This is a genomic window from Rothia sp. HMSC066H02 (assembly GCF_001814995.1).
In the GTDB taxonomy this organism is placed as follows: domain Bacteria; phylum Actinomycetota; class Actinomycetes; order Actinomycetales; family Micrococcaceae; genus Rothia; species Rothia mucilaginosa.
Genome location: NZ_KV818684.1, coordinates 210,786 through 223,184 on the forward strand (window position 1 = coordinate 210,786; position 12,399 = coordinate 223,184).

The 12,399-nt window shown below is 59.6% G+C and carries 7 protein-coding genes; 6 read left to right on the forward strand and 1 reads right to left on the reverse strand.

The features are described 5' to 3' along the window. Nucleotides 1–262: 262 nt before the first annotated feature. The 4 genes from HMPREF2999_RS06255 to HMPREF2999_RS06270 all read left to right on the forward strand — a co-directional run bounded on the left by HMPREF2999_RS06255 (nucleotide 263) and on the right by HMPREF2999_RS06270 (nucleotide 7,839). Nucleotides 263–2,092, forward strand: a complete 1,830-nt coding sequence (locus tag HMPREF2999_RS06255; protein ID WP_246823092.1) for a hypothetical protein — start codon at nucleotides 263–265, stop codon at nucleotides 2,090–2,092. A gap of 476 nt (nucleotides 2,093–2,568) precedes the next feature. Next, a complete protein-coding gene (locus HMPREF2999_RS06260; protein ID WP_246823093.1) occupies nucleotides 2,569–4,047 on the forward strand; it encodes an enoyl-CoA hydratase in 1,479 nt (492 codons plus the stop codon). A gap of 196 nt (nucleotides 4,048–4,243) precedes the next feature. Beyond that, the gene (locus HMPREF2999_RS06265; RefSeq protein WP_070676622.1) at nucleotides 4,244–7,015 is read left to right on the forward strand and encodes an HtaA domain-containing protein; all 2,772 of its coding nucleotides are present in this window, start codon (nucleotides 4,244–4,246) and stop codon (nucleotides 7,013–7,015) included. 83 nt (nucleotides 7,016–7,098) lie between these two features. Next, nucleotides 7,099–7,839 (forward strand): sirohydrochlorin chelatase, encoded by a 741-nt coding sequence (locus tag HMPREF2999_RS06270; RefSeq protein ID WP_070676620.1) that lies wholly within the window; start codon nucleotides 7,099–7,101, stop codon nucleotides 7,837–7,839. A 101-nt stretch (nucleotides 7,840–7,940) separates the two neighbouring features. On the opposite strand, the gene nirD is transcribed toward HMPREF2999_RS06270, so the two are convergent. Further along, on the reverse strand, nucleotides 7,941–8,267 hold the full coding sequence (gene nirD / locus HMPREF2999_RS06275; protein WP_005505749.1) for a nitrite reductase small subunit NirD: 327 nt from the start codon (nucleotides 8,265–8,267) through the stop codon (nucleotides 7,941–7,943). Nucleotides 8,268–8,812: 545 nt separating this feature from the next. On the opposite strand from nirD, the gene nirB reads away from it, so the two are divergent. Continuing rightward, entirely contained in the window at nucleotides 8,813–11,482 is a 2,670-nt protein-coding gene (gene nirB, locus HMPREF2999_RS06280; RefSeq protein WP_070676617.1) for a nitrite reductase large subunit NirB, read from the forward strand. Nucleotide 11,483: 1 nt separating this feature from the next. Beyond that, the gene (cobA, locus tag HMPREF2999_RS06285) at nucleotides 11,484–12,395 is read left to right on the forward strand and encodes a uroporphyrinogen-III C-methyltransferase (RefSeq protein ID WP_070676615.1); all 912 of its coding nucleotides are present in this window, start codon (nucleotides 11,484–11,486) and stop codon (nucleotides 12,393–12,395) included. The last annotated feature ends 4 nt before the right edge of the window (nucleotides 12,396–12,399 follow it).

Sequence of the window (12,399 nt, forward strand, 5' to 3'; positions counted from 1 at the left end):
TGGTGCACTCTGGGGAATATATTTTGACATTCGAATTTTGCGTTATATATATCTCAGTAAAGTAATTAATTCCCTTTTATTTCGGTAATTATCGCGACATAAAGTTTTAGCACGTGAATGCAATGCAACATTAAGTGCAATATCCGTGTTAGGCTAGGGTGTAACCGACGTACTGGTGCGCAAATACTTGGATAGAAACACCGGCTTGTGGTGAGCCTTCCCTAGTCCACGCTTTGCGCCTACATCGATCGAAATGGCGCACATGACTATCACTCGACTTCCGAAACGCATTCATGCTCTTTCGCTTGCAGCCGCTTTAGGTGCAAGCGCTTTTGTGCTTCCTGGCGCCTCCGCAGTAGAGGCTGAAGCAATTAACGTGAATGATTGCCTGACGGCTCTGGTTAATAGCGAATTTAATTCGAGCTGCCCCTACGAAGACCTCGAAATTGAGGTCGACACCATTGAGATTCAGATTCAGTCCATCAAGGACGGTCAGGCAACCATTAAGCTCGTGCCCCTCTATGAGGGCGGCTACGTGGGCGATGCCTCTAGGGTGTACCTGGTAATGCAGTACTACGACGCCACTGGCACGTTGCTTGGGTCTGACACTTACGAGCCCTCCGCAATGCAGGTTGAGCGTGCTGATGACGGTTCGATGCTCGTCACCTTTGAGATGCCGCAGATGCCCCAGGAGGGCTACTACTCCATGAGCGTCATGGACCTGACGACCTCCGACGCGGGCTATGGCGAATTCATGATTTCTGAAGGTTCCCTCGTTCCGCACGTTATCCCGATTGAGGATGACCCTGACGAGGTTATGGTGGACAAGAAGGAAAACGCCCACCAGGTGCCGACCATTGACGAGCTGAAGACGATGGAAAAGCTCCGTGAAGAGGAGCAGAAGAACCAGCAGGATGCAGATCAGAAGGGTAGCAAGGATAAGGTTAAGACTGAGGTGCCTTCCGAGTCTGCTGAAAACCCGAACCTCGAAACCCACACGCAGAAGCTGGAGCAGATTCCCGGTGGATCGACCTCTTCTCGCGATACTCAGACCCTGAGTGCTACGGAACTGAAGGTCGCCTATGCTGAGGTTCGCTCCGATAAGGAAACCAAGCCGGTGACTATCAGTGCAGAGCGTCTGGCCGCGAATGCGGCTGGCTACGACCTGATCGTGGTTGAAACCGATATGAGTGGCAACCATAAGGGTGATGCGCTGTCCATTACACGCATCAGCTCTGATCGCATCGTGAATGGCGCGTTCAAGGAAGAGGTTGGCATGCCCGGCTCTCTGTTGAAGACCGGCTCGGTGTACACCGCCTACCTGGTGCGTGCGGACGATACTGAGTATGCGGAAGAAGTTGTCTCGGTGCGATTCAAGGTCAGTGGCGAGGCGACCGGCAACTCAACCTCCTTGACGGAGGATGAGTCACCCCGCCAGGATGCCAGCGCATCGCTCACGCCCAGCGCCAATACAGCCGAGGCGACCGGTGCCACTCAGGGTAGCCCCTCCGCTGCTACTAGCGCCGTCTCGACTCGTTCTGATGATACCCAGTCGGGCTCGGGTCAGTCTGCCGCGAGCGCACCCCGCTCCACTCTGGATGCGGTGAGCGCCATGTCCAAGGCAAAGGAAGCGAAGGCTGAGCGTCAGCGTCAGGCTCTGCAGGCTTTGGCTCAGGCACGTACGATAGCTCCGCGTTCGGCTTTTGAACCGACCCGCACCAATCAGATTTCGGCGTACAGTTCGGGTTCTGACCCGGCATCTATCGCTGCTGCCGCGAACTCGGCTGCTTTGACGGATGAAGAAAAGGCGGCGTCGGCAGCTTCTGGTAATGGCAATAAGGGTTTCACCCCCGTGGTTCATTCGGAATCTAATAATCGTTCCGCTACGGTGAACTCGAATACCACCCAGGTGCACTCCAACGCGAATGCTGATCGTCAGGATGGCGTGAAGGCTGTAGCTTCGGCGGCGTCTCCCGCTAGTGAAGAGGTTGCGCAGCACGGTGTAGCTTTCTGGGCTCTTGGAGGCGCCGGTTTGGCGCTGGTGGTTGGTGCCGCATGGATGGCTCACCGCAGGGGAGTCCTCGGCGGCTAACGCCCCTAATCCGTGCTTTTTGACGGCATCGCATAGTATGTTCGTTGTTTCATGAGGAATGCTCGCCCCCGCTATCTGTTGGCGCAGATCGCGGGGGCGAGTCGTGCGTTCAGGGTGTTCAAAAAAACTCTACCCTCGCGTGAATAAACCTTAAGGTTCGTGATAGGGTTGAAATAACCGATAAATAGATGCGAGCTGTTGTCAGGTCTTCTTCACCTGAAATATGAAGCGGAGTATGGTACGACGAATCCGGGTGTATGGCGCTCCCGAAAGGCTCCCTGAGGCGCATGAAGAATGGGCAGTAGCACGCACAATTCCATCATGAAAAGACGCATTGCATGAGTATTTATTCAGCGAAGCACCGTATTGTCACCGCAACTGTTTTGGTTGCGGGGCTTCAGTGCGGGCTTGTTGTACCCTCTGTCGCAACGGAAGCACCCGTCACGACCCACTCTGCCGTGCAAAAAACCGCGACCTTGAACACGAACCAGGCTGAAGACAATCAGGAGGCACAGGGCGCCGCCTCCACCATCACCATGAAGGCGCAGCTCAAGGATGGCGGCTATCTTCTACGTTGGACGGGCTTCCCTAAAGATCTGGAGGCCTCCAGCGTTCTGGTTGACGTGAACTTCTACACCCCTTCCGGTGAGTACGGCGGCTCCGTCCTGGAAAGCCCCGCCCTAACTGAGGGGACCAAGGAGGGGGAGTTTCGCCTCCTGATGAGCCCGGCGACGGACTCTAATGTCGTGTACGTAATCGTTCTGGAGGATACCGCGCACGGTGTCTCCTACGAATTTTTTGTGACCGAGCGGGGGAACCGCCTGGTAGAGGCTGCTGACCCGCGCAACGGCAAAGCAAAGCCCACCGAACCTCCGGTCGATATTGAGCGTGAAGAAGCAGAAACCGCTGACGCAACTGTTACCCCAAGTCCCGAGGCGGTAAACCTGCCTTCGCCGACCGCTACGTCGCCCACCGCTGAGAATGGTGACGCGGTTCGCCGTACCGTAGACAACCCGCAGAACCATGAATCTGGCCAGTACGTTATCTCCGAAGACAACAGCGTGTACGATCCGATGAACCAGAGGGATGGCAAAGCGCACCTGTCCATTCAGGACTCGCAGGGCGACTCTCAGGATGACACGAAGCCCGTCACGGTCCGTGCCACGAACTTCCCCCAGAATGACAAGGGCTACGACCTGATCGTCATGGAAGTCGACTCCAATGGCAACACCGTGGGCGATGCGCTCGCCATTGTGCACGTTGGCCCGGAATCTATTTCTGCGGGTGCGTTCGAGGCTGTGATTGGTGTGCCCGGTGCGTCCCTACAGATCGGTAAGACGTACCTGGTGGCGGCTTTTGATGCTGCCGGTGACGGTAACCTTCAGCTCAATACGGTGCGTTTTACGGTGACTCAGGCATCCTCTGAGAGTGGGGGAGTATCGTCCGGTTCTTCGTCTATGAACGAGGAGAAGCCGGTTGCTGTACCTTCCGCGTCTGCCTCTGAGGCTGCGGACGCATCCGGCGCGAATGCACCCGCTGCGGGTTCTAAGTCTAAGACCCGCGGTATTCAGGCTGATACCGCCATGGCTCCGGGTACTAATGACGCCACGATTTCTGTTCCGCGCGCTGCCGGTAGCCCTGCCACCGCGTCTTCCTCGGCGCTGGGGTACCGCACCGGGGAGGCGCAGCCTGTTGAGGTGGTGACCCCCGAGTCTAACCTACCTTCGGGTACCGATTCGGCGGCTCAGTCTCGCCGTGCCGCGATTCTGAACGGTTCTTCCTCTCAGGTTCGTACTGATCCCGGATCGCCGAACGGTGTGAAGGCAACGGAGGCGCAGATTACCCGCAACATGGATAAGAGCTCGCCGCTTCTGCCGATTTTGGTGACCCTGGGCGGCGGTCTGATTCTGGGTGCTTTGGGTATGTCACGTATGCACGCTTCGAAGAAGGATTAGTCGCGTAGGGGGTGGGGGAGTAGCGGCCCCTGTTGCCTGTTGAGGTGTGCTGGTGCGGGGTGGGTTTATTGCCCTGTCGGTGTGCTGTGAGATGTTTTGTCATAAAATGGCTCATTTGGTGTATATCTTGAGAAATGTACACACTGTCGATATAGTAAGCCTGTCCTAACAATGTCGATAGTATGGATGCACACCAATGAAGATTTTCACATCTGGCACCCGCCTCTCCAAGGGAGCCTGCGCCCTCGCCGTTGCTGGCGCTGTTGCCCTGCCCCTGGCACCCGTTCTCGCCGAGAACATTAATATCGCTGCCCAGAACGTTGCCGCACAGAACGTCGCTGCAGGCGACCAGGCAACTGCAGGCGCGTCCTTCGGCTGGGGCGTGCGCGCCTCCTTCCTGTCCTACAACGGTATGCCCCGCGAAATGACCGACGGCGCAGCCTGGGACGCAACCGCAAAGCAGTTCACCTTCACCCCGACCTCCACCACCGTCTCTGAAGACGGCAAGCAGGTCACCCTGCAGGCTGCCGGCCGCCTCTGGTTCACCGGCCACTGCGCCGAAGGTCAGGACCCCGAAACTGGTTGCGCCCTGAACCTCACCTTCTCCAACCCCCGCGTGGAACTGAACCTCGCTGACGGCACCGGCTCCCTCTACATGACCGTGCGCACCAAGAACTACGCCTCCGGCAAGTTCGAGGGCCCCATGGAAGTCAAGATGGCGACCCTGAGCACCGGCACCGCCAAGCAGAGCGAGAAGGACGGCGTGGTCAGCATCAGCGGCATCTCCGCGAACCTGACCGCCGACGGTAACCACGCCTTCTCTGACTTCTACAACGAAGGCGCCAGCCTCGACCCGCTGAGCATCTCCTACAACGGTAGCGCAGCTAACACCCCCAAGAGCGCCTACAGCGTCGCCGAGTCCTACAACACCGGCGCGGGCGTGAGCCTGCCCCAGAACACCGCACGTCTGGGTCAGAACCACATCGTGCACGTGGCACCCCCGAGCTTCGGCGGCAACACCACCTACACCGTGCTGACCAGCTCCAACCTGAAGATGACCGACACCGGCGTTCTGAAGGCAATCAAGGGCGTTTTCGCGGTGGATGCTGACGGCAACCGCATGCTCGTCATCGGCAGCGAGACCAACAAGCCCGAGCTGTACACCGTGACCGCTGAGGGTAAGCTCGTCTCCTCCGGTACCTACTCCGACGCAGAGCTCGGCGCCAACACCGTCAAGGCAATCGGCTACAACCCCGCCAACAACACCTGGGGCATCGTCAGCATTGACGGCCAGGGCGGCGGTAAGCTGACCATCATTGACGCATCCGGCAAGGCAACCTCGCAGGCTCTGCCGAAGCCCGACTCTATCGACCCGCAGGTTGTGAACGCCTACTCGCTCGACGAGTACTACGGTGACTCGTTCTCCAACAACACCGTGACCCTCGCACCGCTACCCGACGGCAGCTTCGTGTACGCGCCGTCGACTTCCATCTACGATGCGGCCGGCGAAAAGGTGGTTCAGAAGGGTCACCTGCTGCACATGAGCAGCAACGGCGTGTCCCTGGTGCCGAACTCTTCACCCGCAGGCTATGACACCGCCCTGCCCTCGACCCTGGTCAGCCCCAAGGGCTACATTTACCGTTGGAACAACTGGTACGGCGGTAAGGTGCAGATCCTCAAGTACGAGAACGGCACTTTCAGCGTGGTCCGCGAGTCCGCAACTCTTGAGGGCTTCGAGAAGACCGAGGTTGCCACCATGTTCCTGACCCGCGCGGGTAACGTGGTTGTGGTGGACGCATCCGGCTCCCGCCTGGTGTTCATGGACGAGACCCTGAACAAGGTGAACGAGGTGGTGCTCTCCTCGATGCGCAAGACCGACAAGAGCGGCGGCTACAACGCTCTCGAACTGCCCAACGGCGATATTATCTACCCGACCAGCTTCGAGAACCCGAACACCTACGAGGATCAGCTGTGGCTGAACCGCCTGGCAGCGAACTCGGCACCGGAACAGACCCCGGCACCCGAGCCCACTAAGTCTGCTGAGCCTACCGTGGCACCGACTGCTGAGCCGACTGTCGCGCCTTCTGCTGAGCCTACCGTGACTGCGGAGCCGACTGTTGCTCCGACCGAGGCACCGACCGCAGAGCCCACTAAGTCTGCTGAGCCGACCGTCGCGCCCACCGAGGCACCCTCTGCTGAGCCTACCGTCGCGCCCACCGCTGAGCCGACTGTGGAGCCTTCTGCTACTGCAGAACCCACTAAGACCGCAGAACCCACTAAGACCGCAGAACCCACCGTAGCGCCTTCGGCAACGGCTGAGCCCACCAAGACTGCAGAACCGACTGCTGAGCCCACCAAGACTGCAGAACCCACCGCAGTTCCTTCGGAGGAGCCCACCTCGCCGTCTCTGCCGACCGCGTCCGTGGCGCCTTCTGCTGCCCCGAGTGCTTCTGCAACTCCGAGCGCATCGGTGAGCGCATCCCCGACCGCGGTTCCGAGCGTTCCCGCCGTGACCCCCTCGGCGAGCGAGTCCGCATCCGCTAGCGCGTCTGCTTCTGCGAGCGCATCGAGCTCCGCAAGCAGCTCCAGCAGCGCATCGGCGACTGCATCGGCTAGCGCCTCGGCTTCTTCGAATGCGTCCGCGAGTGCGTCCGCAAGCGAGTCTGCATCCGCGAGCGCTTCTGCTTCTGAGAGCAACACCGCTGACCAGAACGCAGCCGGCCACAAGGGCGGCTCCAACGGCGGTTCTGATGCTGGCTCTGGTGCCTCCGACAACTTGGGTGTGAGCGGCTCCAATGGCGGCTCCTCTAACGGTGGTTCTTCCGCAGGTGGTTCCTCGACCTCCGGTAGCTCCTCCTCGAAGCTGGCGCAGACCGGCGCATCCGGCGCTATGTTCGCTGCCGCAGCTGGTGCTATCACCCTGGCTGCAGGTGCCGCACTGGTTGTGGCTCGCCGCCGCAAGAGCTAAGATTTAGCCTTCGTGCAACACCCCGCTTCGCCACTCGTGTTCATGAGTGGGGAAGCGGGGTCTTCCTTTCATACAATGGAAATATGACTATTCTGAATGTAATCGCAACCTCGCACGGCACCGACTCGGTCGCCGGTCGCGAGGCTATCACGCTGATTCGTGAGCAGATTAAGTTCCTGCTTGCCCAGCGTAACGACGGCGTGGAGTACCGTGTCCACGCCGCATACGTGGATGTGGAATCTCCCAGCGTTGATGACGCCGCAGCCTCCCTGCCTAAGGATGAGCCCTGCGTTATCGTGCCGATTCTGCTGTCGACCGGCTTCCATACTCAGGTGGATTTGCGCCGCGCCGCACGCAATAGCGGTATTGAGCGCATCAGCATTGGTGAGTCTCTGGGCCCGGATGCACGTCTTGCCGCTCTGACCCGCGCCCGACTGGAGGAGGCTGGTTGGACTCCCGGCGACGGCCCTGTGGTGCAGGGTGCCGCTGGTTCTTCCCGCGCCGATGGTCGTGCCGATATGGAGCGTGCCGCTGAGCTGCTGGCTGACGAGCTGAACGCTCCGGTACATCACGGCTTTATTGCCGCTATCGATCCGAAGTTCCACGAGGTCGTTGCCGAGCACAAGCCGGAGTTTGCCGCGACCTACCTGCTGGCGGAGGGTTTCTTTGCCGGTAAGATGCGCCGTGACGCTGCTTCGACCGGTCTGCCGGTAAAGGTTGCTGCACCGCTGGTCAACGCGCAGGATTCTGCCGCTGCTGCTGTTGTGGCTGAGTGCTTTATTGACCGTATGGATGCGGCTATCGCCCAGCTGGACGCCGCCTAGCTGTTCGCCCAATTTAGTTTGGGGCTTCTAAAAGCACATACAAAAACCTCGGGAGGTGATTCTCCCGAGGTTTTTTGTATGTAGCTGAAGTAGCTGAGTGCTTAGGCAGTCTTGAGGTAGACGTCGCCGTCGCGGACCTCTACGGGGTAGACCTTGATGGAGTAGGAGGGGTCAGAGACGCACTCGCCGGTGGTCAGGTCGTAGACCTCCTTGTAGAGGGGGGAGGTGATGGTGGGGTTGCCGTTCTTCTCACCGACGATGCCGCGTGCGAGGACCAGTGCCTGGCTGTGCGGGTCGAGGTGATCGCCGGCGAAGATGCCGTGCTTGGTCTTGTAGATGGCGTACTGGTAGCCGTCGACCAGGGCGACTTCGCCCCAGTTTTCTTCGAGGTCAGATTCGGCGCAGATGCGTACCCAGTTCTCAGCCATGGGGGTTTCCTTTCGAAGTGGTGGTCTGCGCCGCGCGGGGTGCAGGACACAATAGCGGTTCGTGTGTTCTTTGTTTGGAGTTTACCTTATGAAACCCACATTTGGAAATGGGGCACGCGGAGGGTGCTAAAGGTTATTTTCACCCTAAAAGATGACCTTGAATTTTATAGATTAGCCTTACCTAAATTAAGTTTAGATAAGGTAAGAATGCCCTATTCTAGCCCGGTATTCCGCGGATTTTTTGGAAAATTTTCCCAAAAAATGCGGATTTTCGACGCCTCAACCCCGTGCTAGAGTGTACGATAAAAGTCGTAGTTTAAAACGCCTTTTGACTGCCTGAAGAAAACAACATAATCCCACATAAAAATGTTTCGTAATTTTCAGATGCATTCTAAAGAAGCGGGCGCTCCAACTACTCGGTACGCATCAGATACGAGCTCAACGGCACGGAAACTAGGAGTTCCAGCGCCGGGCATGATTCGGTCGCACACTGAGGGTAGATAGGTGCCATGAACTACCTGCATTACAACTAGGAAGGAAAATCCATGTCGCACACCCCCCGCAACATTCTCGTTGTCGGCGCAGGCCCCGCTGCGTGGCGTTTTGTACGCGCGTACCACGAAGGTGCTGAAGCTGCCGGTCGCGCAGCGGACACCATCACCGTCCTCAACGATGAGCCCTACATCCCCTACGACCGCGTTGCTATCGAGAAGATTTTCAAGGACACCGAGAAGGACCTGACCCTCGGTGACCCCGAACTCTGGAATGCAGAGAACATCAACCTGGTCAACAACTGCCACGCAGAGAAGCTTGACCGCACCCGCCGCGTCGTCACCGACACCGAGGGCAACGAGTACCCCTACGACGTACTGGTCTTCGCAACCGGTTCCCGCGCGGTTCGTATCCCCATTCTTAACTCGGACGCCGCACACGTCTTCCGCACCATTGACGACGTGAAGAACATGGTCTCCGAGGTCAAGCGCCTGCAGGACACCCTGGGCCGCGCACCCCGCGGTATCGTCGTCGGTGGCGGTCTGCTCGGCCTCGAAGCAGCTGAGGGTCTGAAGGACCTGGGCGCAGAGCCCACCATCCTGGACGTGGCTCCCTGGCTGCTTTCCGTTGAGGTTGACCAGGGCGGCGGTTACGCCGTGAACGCCCAGATTAAGGCAACCGGCATTGAGATTGAGACCGGCGTGTACATCTCCGGCATCAACAAGGATGCTGACGGCAACGTCGTCTCTGTCTCCATCGCAGATTCTCCCTCTGAGGATGCAGAAATCCGCACCCTGCCCGCCGACATGGTGGTCTTCGGTGCCGGTATTCGCCCCAACGACGAGCTGGCACGCGACGCCGACCTGGCACTGGGTGAGCGCGGCGGTATTCTCGTCAACGACGCATGCCACTCCTCCGACGAGCACATTTGGGCTATCGGTGAGGTCGCCTGCGTGCTGGGCCGCACCTGGGGTCTGGTCGCACCGGCTAACGCTATGGCTGACGCTGTGGCAGCTAACCTGCTCAACGACAACGAAGAAGCTCAGGTTGAAGAGTTCGACATCGCAACCAAGCTGAAGTTCTCCGGCGTTCAGGTCGCTGGCTTCGGTGACCGCCGCGGCACCACCGAGGGCTGCCTCGAGGTTCTGTTCGCAGATCCCGCCCGCGGCATGTACCAGAAGATCGTGACCAGCGGCGACGCAAAGACCCTGCTCGGTGGCGTGTTCGTCGGTGACACCGCTCCCTTCGACTCCCTCAAGCCCCTGCTCGGCCGCGAACTGCCCGCTGAGCCGAACGTCTACCTGACCGCAGCTGGCGGCGGCGACGGCATCCCCGACACCGAACTGCCCGACGACGCAATCCTGTGTTCCTGCAACAACATCAGCTTCGGTGCTGTCCGCGAGGCTATCGTTGACGGCAACCACGATGTTGCATCCCTGAAGTCCTGCACCACCGCGGGTACCCAGTGTGGTTCCTGTGTTCCGATGCTGCAGAAGACTCTGGAACAGCAGATGAAGAAGATGGGTCTGACCGTCTCCAAGGCACTGTGTGAGCACTTCGACTTCTCCCGTGCTGAGCTGGCTGAGGCTGTGCGCCTGACCAGCCTGGATGACTTCGACTCCGTGCTGGCACGCTTCGGCCGCGGTGGCGACGGCTGTGCTATCTGTAAGCCGACCGTTGCGTCGATTCTCTCCTCCTTCCGCAACTCCTACGTCCTGGACGCTGGTCGCGGTGGCCTGCAGGAGACCAACGACCGTGCATTGGCGAACATGCAGAAGAACGGTACCTACTCCGTCGTTCCGCGTATTCCCGCAGGTGAGATTCCCGCTAAGAAGCTGGGCGTCATCGCAGAGGTCGCCGAAGAGTTCGGCCTGTACGTGAAGATTACCGGTGCGCAGCGTATCGGTATGTTCGGTGCTCGCCTGGAGCAGCTGCCCTACATTTGGGAGCGCCTGGTGGATGCCGGCTTCGAGTCCGGTCAGGCATACGGTAAGTCCCTGCGTAACGTGAAGTCCTGCATGGGTTCGACCTGGTGCCGCTTCGGCGTTCAGGACTCCACCGGTATGGCAATTCAGCTGGAGAACCGTTACCGTGGTCTGCGTTCCCCGCACAAGTTCAAGTTCGGTGTTTCCGGCTGTAACCGTGAATGTGCTGAGGCGCAGGGTAAGGACGTTGGTCTGATCGCAACCACCAACGGCTGGAACCTGTACCTGGGTGGTAACGGTGGTGCAAACCCCGCTCACGGTCGCCTCTTCGTCAAGGATGCTTCCAGCGAAGACATCATCCGCTACATTGACCGCTACCTGATGTACTACATCCGTACCGCAGACAAGCTGCAGCGTACCGCTCGCTGGCTTGAGGATCTGGATGAGGAGCACGGCGACGGTCTGGCACACCTGCAGTCCGTCCTCATTGAGGACTCCCTGGGCGTGTGCGAGGACCTGGAGCGCGACATGCAGCGTCACGTTGACTCCTACGAGGACGAGTGGGCAGCAACCCTGCGCGACGAGCGCCGCCTGCGCCGCTTCCGTGCCTTCATCAACGAGCCCAACGGTAGCGACGAGGGTTCGCACCTGTACGTGCTGGAGCGCGAGCAGATTCGCCCCGCAACCCCCGAGGAAATTGCGGCGGCAGAAGCTGGCGAGTCCAACACCGTCCTGCTGACCGGCACCAAGATTCCCGTGGGCAAGCCCAGTGACCTCAACCCGGTCCCGGCAGCGTAGTATGTGCCCGAAGATTCCTCCGTTCCCGCCCCGCGAGTTCGCCACTATTGACGAGGTGCTCGCGGGCGGGGCGCCCGGGCACACCCTGGACGATAGCGTGACGGAACGCGGCATTCTTCTGCCCGGCGAGCCTGCTGAGAACCCCGGCAAGGTCTACATTGTGGGTGGCGGCCCCGGTGCCGCTGACCTGCTGACCCTGCGTGCGGCACGTGCCCTGAGTGAGGCGGACGTGGTTCTTCTGGATCACCTCGCCCCGCAGGAGTACGGCGAGTACGCACCGAACGCCCTCATTGTTGATGTGGGCAAGGTTCCCGGTAAGCACGCTGTTCCGCAGTCCCGCATTCAGCAGCTCATGATTGATTACGCGCTTTCGGGTAAGACCGTGGTGCGTTTGAAGGGTGGCGACCCGTACGTGTACGGTCGCGGTGCTGAAGAGCTGGATGCGTGCATCGCCGCAGGCCTGGAGGCTGAGGTTATCCCCGGCATTACCAGCGCCATCGCGGTTCCTGCGCGTGCAGCGATTCCGGTGACCCTGCGTAAGGTGTCCTCGATTTTCACCGTCATTTCTGGTCACTCTGGCCTGTCGGAGACCGAAGTGTCGGCTCTTGAGGCGACCCTGCGCGCCCAGGGCACCGTGGTGCTGCTGATGGGCGTTCGTACCCTGCCCGATACGGTGGCGTCTCTGCTCTCTCGTGGGATTGAGGCTGACACGCCGCTGGCAACCATTGAGAACGGTTTCTCTGAGAAGGAGCGCGTGACTGTCACGACCCTTGAGAACGCTCAGGCGGATTGCGCATCGGTCAAGGCGCCGGCTATTACCGTCATCGGTGAGGTCGTGCATTATGCTCGCGATAATCAGAACCGCTTTGTGAGCGAGGTTCACGAGCGTCTGCGTGAGCGTTCCACCTCCTAGAGGC

Excerpts from the sequence above, each read along its gene's own strand:
- HMPREF2999_RS06255 (WP_246823092.1), top strand. The coding sequence starts at position 263 with ATGACTATCACTCGACTTCCGAAACGCATTCATGCTCTTTCGCTTGCA.
- HMPREF2999_RS06265 (WP_070676622.1), top strand. The coding sequence starts at position 4,244 with ATGAAGATTTTCACATCTGGCACCCGCCTCTCCAAGGGAGCCTGCGCC.
- HMPREF2999_RS06270 (WP_070676620.1), top strand. The coding sequence starts at position 7,099 with ATGACTATTCTGAATGTAATCGCAACCTCGCACGGCACCGACTCGGTC.
- nirD (WP_005505749.1), bottom strand. The coding sequence starts at position 8,267 with ATGGCTGAGAACTGGGTACGCATCTGCGCCGAATCTGACCTCGAAGAA.
- nirB (WP_070676617.1), top strand. The coding sequence starts at position 8,813 with ATGTCGCACACCCCCCGCAACATTCTCGTTGTCGGCGCAGGCCCCGCT.
- cobA (WP_070676615.1), top strand. The coding sequence starts at position 11,484 with ATGTGCCCGAAGATTCCTCCGTTCCCGCCCCGCGAGTTCGCCACTATT.